This window comes from Janibacter melonis (assembly GCF_020567375.1).
Classification (GTDB): Bacteria; Actinomycetota; Actinomycetes; order Actinomycetales; family Dermatophilaceae; genus Marihabitans; species Marihabitans melonis.
This window is the reverse complement of the sequence record NZ_JAJBZM010000002.1, coordinates 927,932-949,175: the sequence shown is the minus strand read 5'-3', so window position 1 is coordinate 949,175 and position 21,244 is coordinate 927,932. Positions and strand designations below refer to the sequence as shown.

The 21,244-nt window shown below is 74.6% G+C and carries 19 protein-coding genes; 10 read left to right on the top strand and 9 right to left on the bottom strand.

Annotation, left to right across the window (positions count from 1 at the left end; all coding sequences use genetic code 11):
- Positions 1–90 precede the first annotated feature (90 nt).
- Both LIV55_RS10745 and LIV55_RS10740 read right to left on the bottom strand, forming a co-directional pair.
- Positions 91–759: a response regulator gene (locus tag LIV55_RS10745; protein ID WP_229300177.1), complete on the bottom strand. Its 669-nt coding sequence runs from the start codon at positions 757–759 to the stop codon at positions 91–93.
- Positions 756–2,015, bottom strand: a complete 1,260-nt coding sequence (locus tag LIV55_RS10740; RefSeq protein ID WP_123092617.1) for a sensor histidine kinase — start codon at positions 2,013–2,015, stop codon at positions 756–758. Before LIV55_RS10740 ends, LIV55_RS10745 begins: the two co-directional genes overlap by 4 nt.
- 137 nt (positions 2,016–2,152) lie before the next feature.
- On the opposite strand from LIV55_RS10740, the gene LIV55_RS10735 reads away from it, so the two are divergent.
- The 9 genes from LIV55_RS10735 (at position 2,153) to LIV55_RS10695 (ending at position 12,668) form a co-directional block, all read left to right on the top strand.
- Entirely contained in the window at positions 2,153–2,836 is a 684-nt protein-coding gene (locus LIV55_RS10735) for a DUF4352 domain-containing protein (protein WP_229300176.1), read from the top strand.
- Positions 2,837–3,042: 206 nt separating this feature from the next.
- Positions 3,043–5,649 (top strand): circularly permuted type 2 ATP-grasp protein, encoded by a 2,607-nt coding sequence (locus LIV55_RS10730; protein ID WP_229300175.1) that lies wholly within the window; start codon positions 3,043–3,045, stop codon positions 5,647–5,649.
- On the top strand, positions 5,646–6,677 hold the full coding sequence (locus LIV55_RS10725) for a transglutaminase family protein (RefSeq protein WP_229300174.1): 1,032 nt from the start codon (positions 5,646–5,648) through the stop codon (positions 6,675–6,677). The genes LIV55_RS10730 and LIV55_RS10725 overlap by 4 nt, the downstream gene beginning before the upstream one ends.
- Positions 6,674–7,492, top strand: coding sequence for a patatin-like phospholipase family protein (locus LIV55_RS10720; RefSeq protein ID WP_229300173.1), 819 nt, complete (start codon positions 6,674–6,676; stop codon positions 7,490–7,492). The genes LIV55_RS10725 and LIV55_RS10720 overlap by 4 nt, the downstream gene beginning before the upstream one ends.
- Positions 7,489–8,508, top strand: a complete 1,020-nt coding sequence (locus LIV55_RS10715) for a 1-acyl-sn-glycerol-3-phosphate acyltransferase (protein ID WP_068271505.1) — start codon at positions 7,489–7,491, stop codon at positions 8,506–8,508. The genes LIV55_RS10720 and LIV55_RS10715 overlap by 4 nt, the downstream gene beginning before the upstream one ends.
- A gap of 2 nt (positions 8,509–8,510) precedes the next feature.
- A complete protein-coding gene (locus tag LIV55_RS10710; protein ID WP_229300375.1) occupies positions 8,511–9,497 on the top strand; it encodes an alpha/beta hydrolase in 987 nt (328 codons plus the stop codon).
- A gap of 71 nt (positions 9,498–9,568) precedes the next feature.
- Positions 9,569–10,402 carry an N-formylglutamate amidohydrolase gene (locus LIV55_RS10705; protein ID WP_123092622.1) on the top strand — a complete coding sequence of 278 codons (834 nt, stop codon included), beginning with the start codon at positions 9,569–9,571 and terminating at the stop codon, positions 10,400–10,402.
- Positions 10,399–11,631, top strand: a complete 1,233-nt coding sequence (locus LIV55_RS10700; RefSeq protein WP_229300172.1) for a peptidase MATCAP family protein — start codon at positions 10,399–10,401, stop codon at positions 11,629–11,631. Before LIV55_RS10705 ends, LIV55_RS10700 begins: the two co-directional genes overlap by 4 nt.
- The gene (locus LIV55_RS10695; RefSeq protein WP_068271498.1) at positions 11,628–12,668 is read left to right on the top strand and encodes a glutathione synthetase; all 1,041 of its coding nucleotides are present in this window, start codon (positions 11,628–11,630) and stop codon (positions 12,666–12,668) included. The genes LIV55_RS10700 and LIV55_RS10695 overlap by 4 nt, the downstream gene beginning before the upstream one ends.
- On the opposite strand, the gene LIV55_RS10690 is transcribed toward LIV55_RS10695, so the two are convergent.
- The 5 genes from LIV55_RS10690 to LIV55_RS10670 all read right to left on the bottom strand — a co-directional run bounded on the left by LIV55_RS10690 (position 12,665) and on the right by LIV55_RS10670 (position 16,851).
- Positions 12,665–13,501: a CoA transferase gene (locus LIV55_RS10690; protein WP_229300171.1), complete on the bottom strand. Its 837-nt coding sequence runs from the start codon at positions 13,499–13,501 to the stop codon at positions 12,665–12,667. The genes LIV55_RS10695 and LIV55_RS10690 overlap by 4 nt on opposite strands.
- A 57-nt stretch (positions 13,502–13,558) precedes the next feature.
- Positions 13,559–14,113: a DUF6518 family protein gene (locus tag LIV55_RS10685; RefSeq protein ID WP_229300170.1), complete on the bottom strand. Its 555-nt coding sequence runs from the start codon at positions 14,111–14,113 to the stop codon at positions 13,559–13,561.
- On the bottom strand, positions 14,110–15,036 hold the full coding sequence (pheA, locus tag LIV55_RS10680) for a prephenate dehydratase (protein ID WP_123092625.1): 927 nt from the start codon (positions 15,034–15,036) through the stop codon (positions 14,110–14,112). The genes LIV55_RS10685 and pheA overlap by 4 nt, the downstream gene beginning before the upstream one ends.
- Positions 15,037–15,140: 104 nt before the next feature.
- On the bottom strand, positions 15,141–15,545 hold the full coding sequence (locus LIV55_RS10675) for a DUF4446 family protein (protein ID WP_229300169.1): 405 nt from the start codon (positions 15,543–15,545) through the stop codon (positions 15,141–15,143).
- Between the two features lie 10 nt (positions 15,546–15,555).
- The gene (locus tag LIV55_RS10670) at positions 15,556–16,851 is read right to left on the bottom strand and encodes a glycosyltransferase 87 family protein (protein ID WP_229300168.1); all 1,296 of its coding nucleotides are present in this window, start codon (positions 16,849–16,851) and stop codon (positions 15,556–15,558) included.
- Positions 16,852–16,938: 87 nt separating this feature from the next.
- Between LIV55_RS10670 and LIV55_RS10665 the strand changes: the two genes are divergently transcribed.
- Positions 16,939–19,068, top strand: a complete 2,130-nt coding sequence (locus LIV55_RS10665) for a hypothetical protein (RefSeq protein ID WP_229300167.1) — start codon at positions 16,939–16,941, stop codon at positions 19,066–19,068.
- Here LIV55_RS10665 and LIV55_RS10660 read toward each other — a convergent pair.
- Positions 18,989–20,551, bottom strand: coding sequence for an MptA/MptB family glycosyltransferase (locus LIV55_RS10660; protein ID WP_229300166.1), 1,563 nt, complete (start codon positions 20,549–20,551; stop codon positions 18,989–18,991). The two genes, LIV55_RS10665 and LIV55_RS10660, sit on opposite strands and share 80 nt — an antisense overlap.
- Complete coding sequence (locus LIV55_RS10655) at positions 20,541–21,242, bottom strand: glycosyltransferase (protein WP_123092629.1); 702 nt, start codon at positions 21,240–21,242, stop codon at positions 20,541–20,543. Before LIV55_RS10655 ends, LIV55_RS10660 begins: the two co-directional genes overlap by 11 nt.
- Positions 21,243–21,244: the final 2 nt, after the last annotated feature.

Here is a 21,244-nt window from a genome sequence, read left to right as displayed (position 1 = left end):
GACATCTCTGCAAACATATCTTTGCAATCGTGCTGCCGCCCAGCCCTCCGCCAGCCACCACGTCGGCAGAGCGGTCGGCGGATTCGGGCATCAGGGCGGGAGCAGACCCGCCCGCTCCGCGAGCACGGCGACCTGGGTCCGCCCGGTGACGCCGAGCTTGACCTGCGCGGCGGCGAGGTGGGTCTTGACCGTCGCCTCGCCGATGAAGAGCGCTCGCGCGATCTCGGGGTTGGAGCGGCCGTCGCCGACGAGACGGACGACCTCGCGCTCTCGCGGGCTCAGCTCGGCGACGAGCCGGCGGGCCTCGGCCTGGCGCGGTGCGCCGCCGGCCCGGATGTGGGCTGTGAGCCGCCGCGAGGTCTCGGGCGAGAAGGCGCCGTCGCCCGATGCGACGGCGCGGATGGCGCCGGCGATCTGCTCGGACGCGGTCTTGAGCAGGAAGCCGTCGGCCCCGGCGACGAGCGCCCGCACCGGCACCTCGTCGACGTCGAAGGTGGTCAGGACGAGCACCCGAGGGGGCCGGGCGAGGGCGCGCAGGCGCCGGGTCGCCTCGATGCCGCCGATGCCCGGCATCCGCAGGTCCATGAGGACGACGTCGGGGTAGTGCGCCAGGGACAGCTCGACGGCCTCCTCGCCCGACCCCGCCTCGGCGACGACGTCGATGTCGGGGGCTGCGGCGAGGATGAGGCGCAGGCCGGAGCGCACGAGGGGGTCGTCGTCGCACAGGAGCACCCGGACCGGGCTGACCGGCACCGTCATGACTGCCACCGCCACGGCAGGTGCACGACGACGCGCAGGACGTCCTCCTCGACGAGCAGCCGCAGCTCGCCGCCCAGCAGCTCGACCCGCTCGCGCATGCCGGTGAGCCCGGCGCCGGGGTGCACCTCGCGCCCCTGCGGGACGTGGTTGGCCGCCTCGAGCAGCACGCCGTCGGCGCTGCGGGCCCGCACGACGAGACGCACCCCGTGGGTCGGGGCGTGCCGCCGGGCGTTGGTGAGCATCTCCTGCACGACGCGGTAGGAGGTCTGGCTGGTCTGCACGTCGAGGTGGTCGCCGTCGTGCAGGCTGATCGTCGCGACGACGGTCATGCCGTGCGCGACGGCGTCGTCGACGAGTCCCTCCACGTCGGCGATGCCCGGCACCTGCGAGGTGATGTCGGATGTGCCGTCGCGCAGCACCGACACGAGCGAGCGCAGGTCCTCCGCGGTGCGGCCGGCAGCCTCGCGCACGAGGCTCGCCGAGCGCCCGAGCTCGCCGTCGGGCGCGTGGGCCTCGAGGGCGGCCGCGTGCAGGGACACGACGGAGAGCCGGTGGCCGATGACGTCGTGGACCTCGCGGGCGATCCGCTCGCGCTCGTCCTGCGCGGCGAGCCGGTCGCCGAGGTCCGCGGCGACGGCGCGCTGATGCGTCACCTCGCCGGCGCTACGCTCGAGCACCCGGCGCACGGCACCGGCCCCGAGGAAGATCGCGCTCACGACGAGCCCGATCGTCACCGGGACCCACCACGGCGCCGCACCTCGGTCCACCGCGGCCTCGGCCGTCGTCGTGTCGACGACGAGCCCCCGCCAGGCCGACTCATAGCTGTTGCGGCCCTGCAGGTCACGCCACGTGACCACGACGGTGCAGACGGTGACGAGAGCCGCCACCGGCACCGCGACGGCGGTCCGCTGACGGCGCACGACATGCAGACCGGCGACGAGCGCCACCAACGGGTCGAAGGGGGCGATCGCCGCGAAGAGCGACCCTCCCACCGCGAGCGGCAGGGCCAGGCGCACCCGCCACACGAGGAGCACGAGCAGCGCCAGACCGACGAAGAAGCTCAGCATGCCCAGCGGGGTCGCCGGCGTGTCGTGCGTCGTCGGGAGACCGGGCGCGCGACGTGCGTCGGTGGTGAGCAGGGCCATCGCCAGCGTGAGGATCCCCAGCAGCCACCACCCGGCGAGAGCTGCTGCGGAGCGCGCCGACGCCGACCACCACGCGCGAGCGCGGCGGTCCGGGGCGGCGGCGACGGTCATGGCGTGAGAGTAGGGCGCCCCGGCGACAGCCGCCCTCCCCCGATCGGCGGACCCCTGTCGAGCCGCTCGGTGGAGGTGGCGGGCTCCCCCTTCGCGATCCGATGAGGCCATCACCCCGGACCGCCAGGAGGCACCCCATGACCCAGCCCCACGACCCCTCGCAACCGCAGTGGCAGCCGACCTACGCCCCGGCCCCGCCGCCGCAGCGCGGCTGGGTCTCGCGCCACAAGGGCCTGACCGCCGTCCTCGCCAGCGGCGCCCTCCTGCTCGCCTGCTGCGGCGGCGGCGCCGCGGTCCTCGCCGAGGGCGGCTCGACCTCCCCGACCACCGAGGCGGGGTCGAGCACCTCACGACCGACCGACGGCCGCTCGACGACCCCGACGAAGGGCTCGAAGAAGAAGGCCGCGGCGACGAAGGCCTCCGGCCCCGGCATCGGCGACGCCGCCCGGGACGGGAAGTTCGAGTTCGTCGTCAAGAGCGTCGAGCCCGGTGTCGCCTCGGTCGGCGACGACTTCCTCCAGGAGAAGGCGCAGGGCCAGTTCGTCCTCGTCGAGATCTCGGTGACGAACATCGGCGAGGAGGCCCAGACGATGTTCGACTCCGAGCAGAAGATCATCGACACCCAGGGGCGCACCTTCGAGGCCAACAGCTCGGCCGCGATCTCGATCGAGGGCAACTCCGACGTGTGGCTCACCGACGTCAACCCGGGCAACACCGCCACCGGGACGATGGTCTTCGACATGCCCGAGGGCGCGACGCCCGCCTCGATCGAGCTGCACGACTCGATGTTCTCGGACGGCGTGACGGTCTCCCTGCGCTGACCCCGAAGCCGGCCACGTGGCGTCCCACCGGGGGGACGGGGGGCGCCACGTGGTCCTCGAGGGTCGTCGGGCTCGAGTCCCCGGGCGAAGGTGCCTACCCCTTCCTACCTGCGACCACCGCCTCGTCTGGCTCGACGTCCGGGTGCCGAAGGGGGGGTCCCACCGCTGAGCGTCACCTCACCGCGCCGTCCGCGTAAGGTCGCCGCATGACCGCCGTCGCCGATCCTGGCCCCACGGCCGACGGCACCCAGGTCCTCGACGCCTACCGTCGGCGGGTCGAGGAGCATCTCGACGGCGTCGACGAGACCCTCACGGTCGACGGCACCCGACCCCACACCGACGCGCTCGTCGCGACGATCGAGCGGCTCGGGCTGCCCGGCCTGCTCGCCCGGCAGCGCGAGACCGAGCGCTTCGTCGCCGACGACGGCATCACCTACGGCACCCGGGGCCAGGAGCAGGGAGCCGCACCACCACCGTCGGGGACGCCGCAGACCGGGGCCCCGTGGACCGTCGACCCGCTGCCGCTCGTCATCGGCACCGAGGAGTGGGCCCAGCTCGAGCGCGGCGTGCGCCAGCGTGCCCATCTGCTCGACGCCGTGCTCACCGACCTCACCGGCGAGCAGCGGCTCGTGCGCGACGGCACGATCCCCGGCCAGGTGGTCTACGGGCACGGGGGCTGGCTGCCGCAGGCCGAGGGCATCACGCTGCCCGGGTCGCACCAGCTCGTGCTGCCGGCGACCGACCTCGCCCGGGACCGCGAGGGCACGTGGCGCGTCTTCGCCGACCGCGCGCAGGCCCCGAGCGGCGCCGGGTACGCGATGGCCAACCGACGCATCGTCGCCCGCGTCATGCCCGACCTGCACCGGGCGAGCGACCTGTCGCGGCTGCGCGGCTTCTTCTACGGCGTCCAGCGCGCGGTCCGCCAGGTGGCGCCGCGCACGCAGGACAGCCCCCGCGTCGTCATCCTCAGCCCGGGCACCCTGTCCGAGACCGCCTTCGACCAGGCCTTCCAGGCCATGCTCCTCGGCTTCCCCCTCGTCGAGTCCGAGGACCTCGTCTCGCGCGACGGCCGGATCTGGATGCGCACGACGAGCGGGCTGGCCCCGGTCGACGTCGTCATCCGCCGCGTCGACGCGGACTGGTGCGACCAGCTCGAGCTGCGCCCCGAGTCCCGGCTCGGCCTGCCCGGCATGGTCGAGGCCGCCCGGCTCGGCAACGTCTCCGTCGTCAACCCGCTGAGCGCGGGCCTGCTCGAGAACCCCGCGCTCATCCCCTACCTGCCGACGGTGTGCCGACGTGTCCTCGGCGAGGAGCAGATCCTGCACTCGCCGCGCACCTGGTGGGCCGGCGAGGACACGCACCGCCAGCACGTGCTCGCCCATCTCTCGAGCCTCGTCATCCGCCCCATCCACCGCTTCGCCGGCAGCGACGCGATCCGCGGGTGGGACCTCGACCAGGCCCAGCGCGAGGCCCTCGCCGCGCGCATCGAGGACGAGCCCTGGCGCTGGACCGCGCAGGACCCGGTGTCGATGTCGAGCGCGCCGGTCGTCACGCCGCAGGGGCTCGACCCGCGCAACGTCGTGCTGCGGACCTTCGCCGTCGCCGACGACGAGGACTACCTCGTCATGCCCGGCGGCCTGGGCCGGCTGAGCGTCGAGCGCGACTCCGCCGACGTCTCCTCGGGCCGCGGCGCGCCGAGCAAGGACGTGTGGGTGCTCGCCGGCGACATCCCCTCCGTCACCCGCGACGACGGGGTGCTGCCCGAGCTCGTGCCCAGCCCGGCCGTCGACCACGCCGAGGCCTTCGTCGCCCCGGCGCCGCGCGTCGCCTCCGACCTCTACTGGCTCGGCCGCTACGCCGAGCGCGCCGAGTGCGCGGCCCGCGTGCTGCGGGTCGCCGACAACCTCGTCGACGACCACGCCCAGCGTCCCGGCACGACCGGTCACGCGGCGATGGTCGCCGTGCTCCGGGCGGTCACCGAGATCACCTCGACCCGCCCCGGCTTCGTCGGCGCGGGCAGCGACGAGCGCCTCGTCGACCCCCTGCCCCACCTGCGCGACCTCGTCCTCGACCCCCGCCTGTCGGGCTCGGTGAGCTGCAGCGCGCGGCGCGCGGTCGTCGCCGCCCAGGCCGTGCGCGAGCAGCTCTCGCAGGACACCTGGCTCGTCATGAGCCGCCTCGAGCACACGCTCGCGCACGTCCGGCCCGAGGACGACCTGCAGGAGATCCTCATGGAGAGCATCGAGGCCTTCCTCGCGCTCTCCGGGATCTCCGTCGAGTCCACCGTGCGCGACCCGGCCTGGGCCTTCACCGAGGCCGGCAAGCGGATGGAGCGCGCCCAGCAGACGATCCGTCTGCTGCGCCGCACCCTCGCCGTCGTGCGCACCCCGCTCGTCGAGGGCGCGGTCAGCGAGTCCGCCCTCACCGCCGCCGAGTCCGTCATCACCTACCGCCGCCGCCTCGCCGCCGGGCTGGGGCCGCTGTCGGCGACCGAGTCCGCGCTCGACCTGCTCCTGCGCGACCGCATCAACCCGCGCTCCGTCGTCTTCCAGGTCGAGCGGCTCACCGAGGCCCTCGACCTCGTCGGCGACGACGCCGTCGTCGAGGCCACCCGAGCCCTCGCCGAGCACATCGCCGGTCTCGACCTGCCCCAGCTCATGCGCGACGACCGGGCGGGACTCGTCTCCGAGCTCGACCGCCTCGACGCGGCGCTACGCGCCGAGCACGACCGCGTCGTCGAGCGCTACTTCGTGCGCAAGGCCACGCAGCACACCGTCCAGACCGTCTCGTGGACCGACGGGGTGGCCTGGTGAGCACCGTCCCCCACCCCGTGCCGGACCCCGAGCACCACTCGCGCCGGCCCTACGAGGTGACCCACCGCACGGAGTACCAGTACGCCGAGTACGTCACCGACTCCTTCGGCCGGGCCATGCTCGCCCCGCGCGAGACCGCGCACCAGCGCGTCCTCGAGCACACCGTCGAGATCACCCCCGAGCCCCACGTCCTCTCCGAGCACGTCGACCACTTCGGCAACCTCAGCCACTTCTACGAGGTGCGCACCCCCCACACGACGCTGTCGGTGCTCAAGCGCTCGGTCGTCGAGGTCGAGTGGCCCGCCCCGGACCTCGCCCGGCTCGACGGGTGGAGCGTCGGCGAGGCGGCCGAGATCATCGCCGCGGGCGGGATCCGGGAGCACACGACCGAGGAGGGGGTGGGGGATCCCCCTTCGCCCCCGACCCTCGACCTCGTCGAGGCGACCCAGTACGTCCTGCCCAGCCAGCTCGTCGACCTCACCGACGAGGTGGAGACCTACGCCCGGCAGGTCCTGCCCGAGGACCGCCCGCTCGGCCAGGCCCTCGTCGCGCTGTACTCGCAGATCTACCGCGACTTCCGGTACGCGAAGGGGACGACGAGCGTCAAGACGACCCTGCCCGAGCTCCTCGCCCAGCGCGAAGGGGTGTGCCAGGACTTCGCCCACCTCGCCGTCGGCTGCCTGCGGGTCGTCGGCATCCCCGCGCGGTACGTCTCGGGCTACATCGAGACGATGCCCCCGCCGGGCAAGACCAAGCTCGCCGGCTCGGACGCCACCCACGCGTGGGTCTCGGCGATGACCCCCGACGGCGGCTGGGTCGACCTCGACCCGACGAACGACCACTTCGCCGACAGCCGGTACGTCGTCACCGGGTGGGGCCGCGACTTCCGCGACGTCTCGCCGCTCAAGGGCGTGATCTTCACCGAGGGCCGCGGCAGCACGCTCGACGTCGCCGTCGACGTCATCCGTCAGGACCGCCCCGACCCCCGCGTCCACCCCCGTCCGCCCCGTCCCCAGGAGGCCCGATGACCACCGCCTTCGTCCTCGGAGGTGGCGGCGTGCTCGGCGCGACCGAGGTCGGCATGCTGCGCGCGCTGCTCGAGCACGGCATCACCCCCGATCTCGTCGTCGGGTCGAGCATCGGCTCGATCAACGGCGCCTTCGTCGCCGCCGACCCCAGCAGCGCGACCGTCGCCCGGCTCGAGGAGCTGTGGGTCGACGTCGTGCGCTCGGGCGCGCTGCGCGAGTCGCCCGTGCGCCAGGCCGCCCGCCTGGCCCGCAGCGGCACCCACGTCATGTCGCCGGGCACGATCCCGCGTCTCGTCACGCAGTACCTCGAGACCGAGCTCATCGAGGACCTGCCCGTGCCCTTCCAGTGCGTCGCCGCCGAGATCGAGTCGGCCCGCTCGCACTGGTTCACCGCCGGCGAGATCGCCCCCGCGGTCGCCGCGAGCTGCGCGGTGCCCGGGCTCTTCGCGCCGGTCGAGATCGGCGGGCTGCACTACCTCGACGGCGGCCTCGTCCACTCGATCCCCGTCGGCCGGGCGCTCGAGCTCGGCGCGGACCGGATCTTCGTGCTCCACGTCGGCCGGGTCGAGCAGCCCCTCAGCGTGCCGGCGACCCCGTGGGACGTCGGCATGGTCGCCTTCGAGATCGCCCGCCGGCACCGCTTCGTCGAGGAGATCGCGACGGTCCCCGAGGACGTCGAGCTGCACGTGCTGCCCAGCGGGGTCGAGCGCTCCCCCGCCCTGGCGACCCTGAGCGTCGGACGTGGCGAGCGGGTGTCCGACCGCATCACCGCCGCCTACGAGGCGACGGCCGACCACCTCGCCCTGCACGCATGAAGATCGGTCCCCCGCCGTACTGGCTGCAGGTCGTCCTGCGCTTCGTCTACCCTCCGCTCGCCGTCCTCGTCACGGTGGCCGCGCTGCCGCTCATCGCCCTCGGCGTGCTGCTGTGGCCGCTCGACCGTCGCATGCGTCTGGCGCGCGTCGTCTTCCTCGCCGTGTACTTCATGTGGGAGGACGTGAGCATCCTCGTGCAGTGCATGTGGCTGCGGGTGCGCTCTCCCGTCGACCGGGGCGAGGACTGGATCGCCCATCACGAGCAGCTCGTCGCGCACGCGCTGGAGAACTTCTTCCGCACCGCGCAGCGCGTCGTCTCCTTCCACGTCGTCGCCGACGGCGAGATCGACCTCGGCGACCCCACCCGCCCGGCGGTCGTCCTCTCGCGGCACGCCGGCCCCGCCGACTCCCTCGCCCTCGCGTGGATCATCGCGGCGAAGGCCCGCCGGGTGCCCCGTGTCGTCCTCGCCGCGGGCCTGCTGTGGGACCCGGGCCTGGCGCTCGTCCTGCGCCGGCTGCGCGCGTACTTCGTGCCGTCGCGCTCCGGGGCCGGCGACGACCGGACGAAGGGGGTGGCCGACCTCGCCCGCGGCCTGGCCCCCCGGGACGCCCTGCTCATCTTCCCCGAGGGACGCAACTGGACGATGCACCGTCAGCAGGCCGGGGTCGAGGCGCTGCGCGCCGAGGGCGAGCACGAGCGCGCCGAGCAGGCGGCCCGCTGGCGCTGGGTGCTCCCGCCCCGCCAGCGCGGGGTGCAGGCCATCCTCGAGGCCCGACCCGACGCGGACGTCGTCGTCGTCGCGCACACCGGGCTCGAGCTCTTCGACTCGCCGGGCGACATCTGGCGGGGCATCCCCTTCGGCCCCACCGAGGGTCTCGTCGTGCGCACGACGACCTACCCGGCGGGCGACGTGCCGCGCGACCCCGACGAGGTCGCCACCTGGCTCGACGAGCGCTGGACCGAGGTCGACGCCTGGGTGGAGAGCCACCGCCGGCCCGGGCTGCGAGGATCGTGAGCATGCTGCGCCGCCGCGACCTGCCGCTGCCGATGACGATCTCGCCGGAGGCCGCCGAGGTGGCGCACCGCGCCGACAGCACCCCGCACCGGTGGCCGCTCACCCCGCGCGTCACCGCCGTGCTGCGCCGCCGCGGCGCCCGCGAGCGCCAGGAGGCGGTGACGGCGATCGCGCGTCGGCTCGGGGTCGACGTCACCGCCTCGCAGGTCGCCGTGCCGAGCGGGGGCTCCACTGTCCGCTCGCTCGTCATGACCCCAGCCGGCCCGGAGCGGGCCCGGGACGCCGGTGAGGACGAGCCGTGGGTCTTCTGGGTCCACGGCGGGGGCTTCTGCTGGGGCTCGGCGCTCGACGGCTCGGCGGTGCAGCTCGCGCACGACCTCGAGGTGCCCGTCGTCTCCGTCGAGTACCCGCTCGCCCCGGAGCACCCCTTCCCCGCCGGGCTCGACGCGTGCGTCGCCGCCTACGAGGCCCACGTCGCGCAGTGGGGCCCGCGGGTCCTGCTCGCCGGGCTGTCCGCCGGGGCCAACCTCGCCCTCGGCGTCCTGGCCCGGCTGCGCGCCGCCGGCAGCCCGCAACCGGTCGGGGTGCTCGCCGCGACCCCCTTCGCCGATCTCGCCGGTCACGGCGACTCCTACAGCGGCAACGAGGGGCGCGACGCCTACGTGCGGTGGTCGGGCCAGCAGGAGCGCTTCGCGCGCGCCTACCGCGGGCGGACCGGCGCCGACGACCCCTTCGTCTCGCCGGTGCACCAGGTGTGGGGCGAGCCGCCCGTGCCGCCGACGCTGCTCACGTCCGGCACGCGGGACCTCTTCCTCTCCGACGCGGTGCGGCTGCAGCGCAGCCTGCGCGCGAGCGGCGGCGACGTCGAGCTCGCGCTGTGGGAGGGCATGTGGCACGCCTTCCAGAACGACACCGCCTCGCCCGAGGCCCGCGAGTGCCTCGCCGAGACGGCAGCCTTCGGGCGGCGAGTCCTGCGTCTTCGCGACTGACGCCTCGAACCGGCTCGGATTGACTGGACGACGACGCGGGCTGAGCGGGCCATGTCCGGTAGACCAGGGGCATGACGGATCAGGCAGAGCACACGCCCGCCTTCAGCGTCCTCGGTGACCTCGGTGGTCAGCTCGTCGCGACGGCGGTCCACGCCGGGCACGACCTGCGGCCCGAGGTCGCGCAGGAGATGGTCCTCGACGAGGAGGTGCGTCTGCGCGAGGAGGACCCGTGCACGGACCGCTTCATCGCCCACCTGCCCGCGCGGGTCGTCGCCCACCGCTCCCGCTTCGAGGTCGACCTCAACCGCGTGCGCGAGGAGGCCGTCTACCGTGAGCCGGACGACTGCTGGGGCCTCGAGGTCTGGCGCGAGCACCCGCTCGACGACGCGATCGCGCAGCGCTCGCTCGAGGTCTACGACGACTTCTACTCCACCCTGGCCACCCACCTCGACGAGATCTCCGCCCGCGGCCCCTTCGTCGTCTACGACGTGCACTCCTACAACCACCGCCGGGACGGCTCCGGCGCACCGCCGGCCGACCCCGACGACAACCCCGAGGTCAACGTCGGGACCGGCTCGCTGGACCGCGAGCGCTGGGGGCGGGTCGTCGACGCCTTCATCGACTCCTTCTCGACGTCGTGGACGACCATCCACGGCCCGCGCGAGCAGCGCGACGTGCGCGAGAACGTCAAGTTCGTCGGCCGCGGCCTGGCCCAGTGGGTCCACTCGCGCTACCCCGACACCGGCATCGTCCTGGCCATCGAGATGAAGAAGACCTACATGGACGAGTGGAGCGGCCAGCCCGACGACGAGGCCGTGAGCCGCATCGCCGCGGCGCTCGCCGACACCTACGAGCCGGTGCTCGCCGCGCTCGACCGGATCACCGGGCGGGGCACCGAGCTGTGAGCGAGGACGCGCCCGCGCTGCGCCGGGTCTCGGTCGCCGACCTCGCCGTCGACCACGCCCTGGCGCAGATGTCGGGCTCGATGCGCTTCCTGCTCGACATCACCCCGGTGAACTCCGACGAGATCAAGGCCGACTTCGTCGCCGGTCGCGTGCACGACCCGGTCTTCGTCTACCGCGAGCTCGAGGCCGACCCCGAGGTGCTGCGCCAGGTCGTCGACAACGTCGTCGTCTCCTCCGTCGAGGACCCGACCCTGGCGACCCTGCTGCGCGCCAAGCAGCGCGAGCTGGGGCTCCAGCTCGACATGCTGCGGGCCCGTGACAGCGAGGACTTCCGCGCCCTGAGCACCGAGCTCTACGGGTCGGCCTCGCCCTCCCTTCGTGCCCAGGCCGAGCACGTCCTCGAGGCCGTCCCGCGGCCCGAGGCGAAGGGGGAGTCCCTCACCGCGCAGGAGTTCCTCGAGCTCGCCCAGGCCGAGATCGACCACTACGCGCAGCTCGACCCCGAGGTCGACATGCACGCCGAGATCCGTGACGAGGTCAACGGGATCATGGTGAGCGGCAACACCCTGCTCGTCGACCCGGACTCGGCGGTGCAGCGCGCCCGCGCCGACGCGCTCATCCAGCACGAGGTGGGCACGCACCTCGTCACCCAGGTCAACGGCTCGGCGCAGCCGGTCCAGGTGCTCGGCACCGGTCTCGCCGGGTATGACGAGACCCAGGAGGGGCTGGCCGTGCTCGCCGAGATCGGCTGCGGCGGGCTCACCCCCTTCCGGCTGCGCCAGCTCGCCGCCCGCGTCGTCACCGTGCACCGGATGAGCAGCGGCGCGAGCTTCGTCGACGCCTGGCGCGGGCTCGTCGACGAGGGCTTCCCGGAGGCCAGCGCCTTCACGACGACGATGCGTGCCTACCGCTGCGGCGGGCTGACGAAGGACGCGATCTACCTGCGCGGTCTCGTCGACCTGCTCGCGCACCTGCGCGACGGCGGGTCGCTCGAGCACCTGTGGCTCGGCAAGTTCTCGCTCGACGACCTGCCGCTCGTGCGCTCACTGGCCGAGGACGGCGTCCTCGGGCCGCCGCGCATCATGCCGCGGTGGCTCGCCGACCCCGCCGCCGCGGACCGTCTGACCGACGCCGCCGACCAGGCCGACGACGTCGCCGCCATCTGCACGCCCGCGGGCCCACCCCCGTCCGCGGACCCGACCGACCCCCCGTCGAAGGAGACCCCATGAAGATCGGCTTCGTCGTCAACGACGTCGCGACCGAGAAGTCCGTCTACACGACGACCCGCCTCGCGATGACCGCCCACCGGATGGGCCACGAGGCGTACCACATGGGGATCGGGGACTTCGCCTACGAGGCGGACGGCTCGCTGTCCGCGCGGGCGCGCACCGCGTCCTCCAAGAGCTACAAGTCGCTCGAGCGCTACCTCGCCGACGTGCAGAAGCCCGACGTCGAGCAGCGCCTGCGGGTCGACGAGTTCGACGTCGTCATGCTGCGCTTCGACCCCGCCGACGACGCGGAGGAGAACCCGTGGGCCGGCAACGCGGGCGTCGCCTTCGGGCAGCTCTTCGCCGCCGCCGGCGTGCTCGTCGTCAACGACCCGACGTCGCTGGCCAACGCGCTGAGCAAGGCCTACTTCCAGCACTTCCCCGAGATCGTGCGACCGCGCACCCTCATCTGCCGCGACGAGGAGATGATCGAGCAGTTCGTCGCCGACCTCGGGGGGCGCGCGGTGCTCAAGCCGCTGCAGGGCTCCGGCGGCAGCGGGGTCTTCCTCGTCAACAGCAAGGAGTCGCCGAACCTCAGCCAGATCATCGAGGCGATCTCGCGCGACGGCTACGTCGTCACCCAGGAGTACCTGCCCGAGGCCAAGGACGGCGACATCCGGATGTTCGTCATGAACGGCCGTCCGCTCGAGGTCGACGGACAGGTCGCTGCCTTCCGTCGGGTGAGCCAGAGCGACGACCTGCGCTCGAACATGTCGACCGGCGGCAAGGCGCAGAAGGTGAAGATCACCGACGACATGCTCGAGATGGTCGAGGCCGTGCGGCCCAAGCTCATCGCCGACGGCATGACGCTCGTCGGGCTCGACATCGTCGGCGACAAGCTCATGGAGGTCAACGTCTTCAGCCCCGGGGGCTTCGGCTCGTGCGAGCAGCTCTACGGCATCGACTTCGTGCCGCGGGTCATCGAGGACCTCGAGCGCAAGGTGAGCGTGCGCCGGCACTACAGCGACATCCCGAACGTGCGGCTCGCGACGCTCTAGGCCGAGCCAGGGTCGCGCACGACGACGACCGGTACGTCGTGCTCGCGGCCGAGCTGCTCCCAGTGGGCGCTCGGCCGCGACGCGAAGGCCGTCTCGAGCTCCGCCCTCGTCGAGCCGACGTGCTCGGCGAGACGGGCGGCGAAGTGGGGCTCGATCGCCCCCACCGCGACGTGCCCGTCCGAGGTCGCGTAGATCGCGTACCCCGGCAGCGCGCCGCCGAGGACGGCGCCCGGGCCGGTGAGCCCGTGGCGCAGCGAGGCCGCGGCGGCGTCGGCGACCTCGTCGAGCACGACCCGCTCGCGCACGGCCCCGCCGAGGCTCGCGCGCACCCGCAGCCCGGCGAGCGTCGCCGACACCGCTCGCTCGGAGCCCAGCACGTCGACCATCGGCACGAGGGGCATCGTGGGCGGCGCGACCATGCCGCGCGAGGCCTGGTAGGTGAGGTCGTGCCCGGCCTCCTCGGCGCGGTCCCCGTCGTAGCCGACGACCTCGACGAGGAGCAGGCCGTGGCGCTCGACGCTCTCGGGCAGGCCGAGCCGCTCCAGCGCCGAGGGGCGCATCGAGGTGAGCAGGACGTCGACACCGGCGAGCCGGTCCTCGAGGGCCGCCCGGTCAGCAGGGTCCTTGAGGTCGAGCCGGACGACCTCCTGGCCACCGACGAGCTCGGTGTACCAGGTGGGCGCGACGAGGCCGAGGGGGTCGCCCGTCGGGGGCTCGACCTTCGTCACCGCGGCGCCCATCGAGGTCAGCCGGGCAGCGGCGAGCGGGCCGGGGAGGTTGACGGCGAGGGAGACGACACGGACGCCGTCGAGCGGGCGGTGGGCAGCGGTCATGGCGTCATCGTCGCCGATCCCCCGCCGTCCGGCGCAGGTCCGGTCGAAGAAGGATCGTCACCTCGAGGTGACGATCCTTCTTCGAACCACGAGGGCGCCGCCGGCGAGACCGGCGACGACCAGCACCAGGCCTGCCACGCCGCGGGGCCCGCCCCCGAGCTCACCGTGGCCGAGCCACCCCCGCGCGAGCGGCTCGAGGACCACCCCGGCGGGCACGACGAGCCGGGCGAGCGCGCCGAGGCCGTCACGGCGCCGGGCGAGCGCGCCGACGAGCCCGAGCGGCACCCCGGCGAGCGCCGCGGCGACGAGCCACCCGAGGTTGTCGGCGAGGCCGGACCACGGGGTGAGCCCCGTGAGCGCCCCGAGCACGTAGTAGGTCACCAGCGAGAGCAGCCCGACGAGCGGGCCCGCCAGGGCGGCAGCCCACGGGCGCCGCACGAGCCAGCCGGCGAGCACCGCCTGACCGGCCCACACCGACCCGGCGTTGGCGAGCACGAGGACCACCCGGGCGGCTGGGTGCCCGTCGAGCAGGTCGGCGGCCGCCGCCGCGAGCAGCGTGAGCACCGCGAGCCCTGCCGCCACGAGGGCGACGAGCGCCCAGGCCCGCCTCACCGACCGGGGTGGCGCAGCGACTCCAGCCAGCTCGACGCCTCGGCGAAGGCGGTGTCGGAGGTCAGCGGGTCGACGGAGACCGCCTGGCCGTTCGCCGCCGGGTAGGAGCCGACGAAGCGGACCTCGGCGCACACGCGGTGCAGGCTCATGAGCGCCTCGCCGACACGGGCGTCCGCGACGTGCCCCTCGAGGTCGATGGAGAAGCAGTACGACCCCATCGACTCCTTCGTCGGGCGCGACTCGAGCCGGGTCATGTTGATCCCGCGGGCGGCGAGCTGCTCGAGCAGCTCGAGCAGACCACCCGCGCGGTCGCTGCGCTGGTAGAGCACGACCGTCGTCTTGTCGAAGCCGGTCGGCGTCGGCAGCCACTCGGGACGCGAGACGACGACGAAGCGCGTCACCGCCGAGGACAGGTCGCCGATGTCGTGGGCGAGCACCTGCAGGCCGTGGTTGTGAGCGGCCACGGGGGCGCACACGGCGGCGTCGAAGGGGGCGCCCCCCGCCGCGAGGTCGGCGGCGGCCGACGCGGTCGACAGGGTCGCGACGTAGCCCGCCTCGGGGGCGTGCTGCTGGGCCCACCCGCGCACCTGAGCCCACGCGTGCGAGTGCGTGCCGATGGCGCGCACGTCGGCGAGCTCGACGCCCTCACGGGCGGCGATGACGAAGGTGATCGGCACGAGGACCTCGCCGGTGACGCTCAGCGGCGCACCCGAGGCGAGCGCGTCGAGGGTGGCGCTCACTCCCCCTTCGACGGAGTTCTCGATGGGCACGACGGCCGCGTCGATCTCGCGCTCGCGCACCGCGGTGAGGGCGGCGTCGACGGACCCGAAGGGGACGTGCTCGGCGCTCGTCGCGGGTCGCCACGACAGCAGCGCCATCTGGGTGAAGGTGCCCTCGGGCCCGAGGTAGCCGAAGCGCGTCACGTGTCCTCCTAGCGGTCCTGCCGGTCAGCGCCAGTCTCGCCCAGAGGCGCCGGCGGCGGCCACGCGGTCCCGCTCCTCGGCATGACGGTGGACGACGGCGCCGCTCAGGCGGTCGGCGACCCGGCCCGCGCAGCGGCGACGGCCTGGCGCTCCTCGGGGGTGAGGGTCGTCTCGGACTCGCCGCCGGTGACCCCCTTCGCGTAGGTCCGCGACTCGCCGCGGCCGTGGATCGAGGTGAGGACGAGGCCGTCGCCCTGCCCGTCGAGGAGCGCGGCGGAGAAGGAGAGCCGCCCGCCCATGTCGCCGAAGGCGTCGTAGCGCACGACCGCGACCCGGCTCAGCGCGGCGTCGACCTCGGCGCGCAGACGACGGGCGTCGGCGTCGCCGATCGGGGAGCTGCGCTCGACGTTGGCGAGGCGTCGGCGCAGGACGCCGAGCTGACGGGCCAGGCCGAGCGCGAGCAGCACGGCGAGGACCGCGACGACGAGCGCGACGACGGAGAGGAGCACGGCTGCGACCCTAGCCCTCGGCCCGGTCTGCGCCGACGCCCGCTCGTGGTCCGCGAGCCCCGGTCGTCGCGGGCCCGCGACGACCGGGCGTCGCGGACTGCGAGCGGGGCTCGAGGGCGTCGGTGCGGTGGATCGCCCAGGCGAGGAGCCCGAGGATCACGAGCGAGCCGATGACGTTGCCCTCGACGAGGACGTCGCCGACGACGGCCGGCTCGCGCCCCTCCCGCTTCCACAGCACGCCCCAGAAGGGCATCGTGCACACGAACCACGCGAAGGGGATCGCGGCCGCGACGACGCGCGGGCGGTCGCGCCAGGCCGCGGCGCCGAGGATCGCCGGCACGATCACCATGAGCCAGTGCAGGTGGTGCACCCACGAGACCGGCGAGAGCAGGAAGCCTGCGAGCCCGATGACCGCGGCCTCCATGAGCCAGTCGCCCTGCTGGTAGGCGCGACGGCCAAGCCAGAAGACGACGACGCCGACGACGAGGAGGTACGGCGCCCAGGCGAGGAGCAGCTCGCTGCCGTCGAGGCCGCGGCGCAGCAGCAGCGCCCGGAAGGCCTGGTTGGCCGAGCCGTCGTTGGGGCCGAGCCGCGTGGGGTCGGACAGCGCCCCGCCCCAGAAGGCGAAGGAGGCCGGCGGCAGGATCATCCATGCCCCGACGGAGACGAGCGTCGCGGTGATGATCGCGGTCGCGGCCTCGCGCCAGCGGCGGCACACGAGGTAGTGGATGACGAAGACGCCGGGCGTCAGCTTGATCGCCATGGCGAGCCCGACGAGCACCCCGGGCGGGACCGCGCGCAGCAGGCGCGTCCTGGGCCGCTTGAGGTCGAGCAGGATCGCGAGGACGAGGAAGGCGTTGATCTGCGCGAAGCGGATGCCGTCGCCGACCGGCTGGGTCCACAAGAAGGCCCCGGCCACCGCGGCGACGAGCACCGGCGCCCACGCCCCGGCCCGGTCGCGCAGGTGGTACCAGGCGACCCACGCGATGGCGAGGTCGGCGGCGAGCTGCAGGATCGTCCACGACCAGGCGGCGACGGCGAAGGGGACGAAGGCCAGCGGTACCGAGAGCAGCGCCGCGACCGGCGGGTAGGTGAAGGGCAGCAGCTGCGGCGGGTCGGTCATCTGCTCGTAGATCGGCCGGCCCTGGAGCACGGAGATGCCCGCCTCGCGGTAGACCTGGATGTCGACCTGCCACTGGTCCTGCGGGAAGAGGAACATGAACTTCGTGATCGGCCAGGCGGCGAGCGCGACGAAGACGAGAGCCGCGAGCACCCAGTGGGTCGTCGTCGGGGTCCGTCGGGTCACCGGGTCATGGTCGCAGACGTGGGTGGGTGCTCTCCTGCCGCCCGTGGCCTCAGAGGACGTCCAGGCTCGGCCCGCCACAATGGCCCGGTGACCCGACTCCTCCTCGCCCTCGTCGCCGCGTGCGCCGCTGTCCTCGGCGCGGTCCCGGCGGCATCGGCGACGGGTACCACGGCGCTCACGGCCCCCGACCCGAACCAGCCGGCGGTCGTCGTCCTCGGCGCCCCGGGGCTGAGCCTGCGCGACCTCTCGCCGCAGGAGACGCCGACCCTGTGGTCGCTCGCGACGAAGGGGGCCACCGCCGACCTCGTCGTGCGTGGCGGGTACCTGCAGACGTGCGGCGTCGACGGCTGGCTCAGCCTCGGCGCCGGCGGCCGGGTGGCCTTCCCCCGCCCGGGCAGCCCGGACCTCACCGACCCGGAGGCCGCGCCCGTCTGCCCCGAGGTGGGGCTGACCGGCACGGGCGCGGTCGAGGGCTGGGGCGACGCCGTCGACCTCGTCCGCGAGCGCAAGACCGACGCCACCCTCGGCGTCCTCGCGGACTCGCTGCGCGCCGCGGGCACGTGCGTGGAGGCCTCCGGCGGGGCGGGCGCGAGCATCGCCGCGGCGGACGGCCGCGGCGAGGTCGGTGACGGCTCCGGCGGGTGCGCGGTGCGTCTCGTCGACGTCGGCCAGGTCGACGGCGAGCGCGACGCGGCGCGGCAGGCCCAGGTGCGCGACGTCGACAAGGCGGTGCAGGAGGCGGTCTCGGGCCTGCCCGAGGAGACCCTCGTCGTCGTCGCCGGTCTCGGCGACTCGGGCACCGGGCCCGCGCTGCGGGCCCTCGTCTACTCCGGCGGCGGCGACCCCCGCAGCGCGGCGGGCGTCGAGCCCGGCGCGCTCAGCTCGCCCACCACCCGGCGCACCGGCGTCGTCCAGCTGCCCGACCTCACCGCCGACCTCCTCGAGCGCGTCGGCGCCGAGCCCGTCGCCCCGCTCGCAGGTCGCCCCCTCTCCCTCGTCCGCGACGACCGCGGCGGTGCCGCCGAGCGCCTCGCAGACCAGGCCGACGTCGCCGGCCAGCTCGAGGTGGCCGACGCGAGCATCCCGCCCTTCTTCCGCGGCCTGGCCGCCGTCGTCGTCGTGGCGAGCGTCCTCGGCGCCCTGGCCTGGACGCTGCTGCGTCGCCGCCCGGCCCGCCGCCCGCTCGTGCACGTCCTGCGCACCGCCGCCCTCGTCCTCGCGAGCGTGCCGGCCGCGACCTACGCGGCGACGCTCGCCCCGTGGTGGTCGGGCGACCACCCCGTCCTCGCCCTCGCCGGCTGGACGGCGCTGGGCGCCGGCCTGCTCACCGCCCTGGCCCTCGCGGTCACGGCCGGCAGCACCCGCCGTGGCCTCACCGCCGTCGGCGTCGTCGGCGGCGTCACCGCGCTCCTGCTCACCGCCGACCTCCTGCTGCGCGACGGCGCGTCGATCCTCCTCGGCGTCCTCGGCCTCCACCCCTGGGACGGCGGCCGCTTCTACGGCTTCGGCAACGTCCCCTTCGCCCTCTTCGTCACGGGCGCCCTGCTCGCGGTGACCGCGCTGCTCGACCCGCTCCTGCGCGCCGGCCGACGCCGGGCCGCGACCGCCCTGGCCGCCGTGCTCGGGCTCGTCCTGCTCGTCCTCGTGGCGGCCCCCTTCGTCGGGGCCGACGGCGGCGGCACCCTCGCGGTCGTGCCCGCGGTCGGCTACCTCGTCCTCGCCGTCTCCGGCGCCCGCGTCACGCTGCTGCGCCTGCTGCTCATCGGTGTCGTGACGGTCGGCGGCTTCCTCGCCGTCGCGGGCCTGGACTACCTGCGGCCCGAGGACGAGCGCAGCCACCTCGGACGCTTCTTCGGGCGCGTGCTCACCGGTGACGCGTGGGAGGTCGTCGAGCGCAAGCTCGTGATGAATCTCGAGATGCTCCTCGGCCCCGAGCGCGCGGCCCTGCTCGTGCCGGTCGGCCTCGTCCTCGTCATCTGGGCGCTCGCCCGTCCGGGCAGCCGTCTCGCGCGTCCGCTCGCCGGCCCGCTCGAGGAGCACCCGGCCCTGCGCCCGGGCCTCGTCGCGCTCGTCGTCGCGCTCACCGCCGGCTTCCTGCTCAACGACTCGGGCACGGGGATCCCGGCCGTCGCCTCGATCATCCTCGTGCCGAGCCTCGTCGTCCTCGCCCTGGCCGCCGAGCCGGCCGCAGGACGAGCAGCCACACGATCGCCGTGACGAGCGGCACGACGACCATCCGCCACGCGAGTGTCACGGTCGCCATGTCCTCGGGGATGCGCACCCGCCCCGGCACGTAGCCGATCGCGACGACCGCGCCCTGCACGACGAGGGCCGTGAGCAGCCGCGGGGCCCGCCCGCCGTCGGCGACCCACCACGCGAGGGCCGCCCACATCGGCAGGGCGTACCAGGGCAGCACGTAGGCCGCGCCGAGCGCGTAGGCCGTGACGAGCACGACGAGCAGCCGTTGGGGACCGCTGTCCGTGCCGGGCAGCCGGCGCCACAGGACGACGGCGAGCACGACGCACAGCACGGCCGACGCCCGAGCGGCCCAGGCCCGCGCGCTCGGCTCGGCGACACCGAGGTCGAGGACCGTGTAGACGGCGCGCCACGGGCTCGCGTAGCTCACCCCGTCGCTCGCGGTGAGCAGCTGCCCGAAGACGTTGGGCCCCGCCCACAGGTGGAGGGGCACGGCGACCGCCAGGCCGGCGAGGACGACCGCGACGACCCGCGCCGCCGCCCCCTTCGCCGAGCCCCCCACCCCCTTCGCCACGGCCCTCACCCCCTTCGCCGAGGTATGGGGATCCGCTGCCCGGAGCTTCTCCGCAGAGCTGATCTCCATATCTCGGCGGAGGTAGAGCCAGGCGAGGACGAGCACGACGACGCCGGCGGTGATCTTCGTCGAGGCCGCGACGCCGGCGAGCGCCCCCGCGAGGAGGGCACCGGGCACCCCCCGGACGCGGGTCGCGAGCAGCGCCCCGACGAGCGCGGTCGTCGCGAGGAGGTCGACGTGCGCGCCGAGCACCCCCGCGCCGAGGACGAGGACGTTGCCGGTCCACCACGTGTCGACGCTCTCGCGGTCGCCGGTGAGCCGCAGGAGCAGCGCGCGGCCGAGCAGCCAGGCGGCGACGACGAGGACCTGCCACACCCAGACGACCTGGCGCGGCAGCTCACCGCCGACGAGGGCCGACAGCCCCATGAGCCCGGTCGCGACCGGCCCGTAGACGCTCGGGGTGTCCTCCCACGGCGGCTGCACGGCAGAGGTGATCCGGTCCGGCCCGAAGTCCTGCGGGGTCGTCACCCACGGGTCGCCCCCCTCGACGAGGATGTGCCCGTAGGCGGCGTAGTTCGTGTGGTCGGCGGTGCCGTAGGGCACGGTGAGCAGGACGAGGCTGCCGACGATCGCCCAGGCGGCCCAGGGGATGTCGAGCCGGGAGGGGACCCGCAGGCCGCGCAGCAGCGCGGCCGCGCCGAGCGCGTAGCCCGCGACCTGCAGCGCGACGACGACCCACCCACCCAGCGGCAGGTCGGGCAGGTGCGGCACCCAGCCCGCCGGGCCGAGCGGCGGGGCGGCGACCGAGGGGTGGGCGAGGCCGACGAGGAGCAGGCACAGGAGCGAGCCAGCGAGCAGACTGAGGCGAAGGGGGTCGCGCCCGGCTCGGTGAGGACCGGTCGGCAGCGCGTCGGGTGCGTCAGCCGCCACGGAAGCGCCGCTCGAGCAGGGCTCGCGAGACGTCGCGCATCTGACGGGCGCGGTGCACCTGACCGGCGAGGTCGGTCCCGGTCGCCCGGTGGGTGAGCGGCACGGGCACCTCGACGACCCGGCCCCCGGCGCGCAGGACGTCGACGAGCATCGCGGCCTCGACGCCCCACCCGGCGGCGAGGGGGCTCGCCCAGCCGAAGGCCTCACGCGTCATCACGCGCATGCCGTTGAGCGGCTGCTCGACCCGCCGTCCGGTCATCGTCTCGATCTGCCCGCGGGCCAGGCGCACGACCCGTCCCCCGCCCTGAGAGCTCGCGGCCCGCGGGATGTTGGCGACGGCGAGGTCGGCGACCCCGGCGAGGACCGGCTCGGCGAGCGGGCCGAGGTGCGCGGCCGACCCCTCGAGGTCGGCATCGGCGAAGAGCAGCACCCAGGGTGGGCCGCCCCGACGCGTCTCCTCCTCGGCGACCCGGGCGGCGCCGGTCGTCATCGCCGCGGCCTTGCCGAGGTTGGTCGGGTGGCGCACGACGAGCGCGCCGGCGTCGGCGGCGGCCGCCGCGGTGTCGTCGCTCGAGCCGTCGTCGACGACGACGACGAGCTCGACCTCGGGCAGGGCGCGCAGCGCGGCGACGGTGGCGCCGATGCGCTCCGCCTCGTCCTTGGCCGGGACGACCGCCGCCAGCGCGCTCATGA

Excerpts from the sequence above, each read along its gene's own strand:
- LIV55_RS10720 (WP_229300173.1), top strand. The coding sequence starts at position 6,674 with ATGACCACCGCCTTCGTCCTCGGAGGTGGCGGCGTGCTCGGCGCGACC.
- LIV55_RS10735 (WP_229300176.1), top strand. The coding sequence starts at position 2,153 with ATGACCCAGCCCCACGACCCCTCGCAACCGCAGTGGCAGCCGACCTAC.
- LIV55_RS10690 (WP_229300171.1), bottom strand. The coding sequence starts at position 13,501 with ATGACCGCTGCCCACCGCCCGCTCGACGGCGTCCGTGTCGTCTCCCTC.
- LIV55_RS10715 (WP_068271505.1), top strand. The coding sequence starts at position 7,489 with ATGAAGATCGGTCCCCCGCCGTACTGGCTGCAGGTCGTCCTGCGCTTC.
- LIV55_RS10695 (WP_068271498.1), top strand. The coding sequence starts at position 11,628 with ATGAAGATCGGCTTCGTCGTCAACGACGTCGCGACCGAGAAGTCCGTC.
- LIV55_RS10730 (WP_229300175.1), top strand. The coding sequence starts at position 3,043 with ATGACCGCCGTCGCCGATCCTGGCCCCACGGCCGACGGCACCCAGGTC.
- LIV55_RS10655 (WP_123092629.1), bottom strand. The coding sequence starts at position 21,242 with ATGAGCGCGCTGGCGGCGGTCGTCCCGGCCAAGGACGAGGCGGAGCGC.
- LIV55_RS10705 (WP_123092622.1), top strand. The coding sequence starts at position 9,569 with ATGACGGATCAGGCAGAGCACACGCCCGCCTTCAGCGTCCTCGGTGAC.
- LIV55_RS10745 (WP_229300177.1), bottom strand. The coding sequence starts at position 759 with ATGACGGTGCCGGTCAGCCCGGTCCGGGTGCTCCTGTGCGACGACGAC.
- LIV55_RS10740 (WP_123092617.1), bottom strand. The coding sequence starts at position 2,015 with ATGACCGTCGCCGCCGCCCCGGACCGCCGCGCTCGCGCGTGGTGGTCG.
- LIV55_RS10710 (WP_229300375.1), top strand. The coding sequence starts at position 8,511 with ATGCTGCGCCGCCGCGACCTGCCGCTGCCGATGACGATCTCGCCGGAG.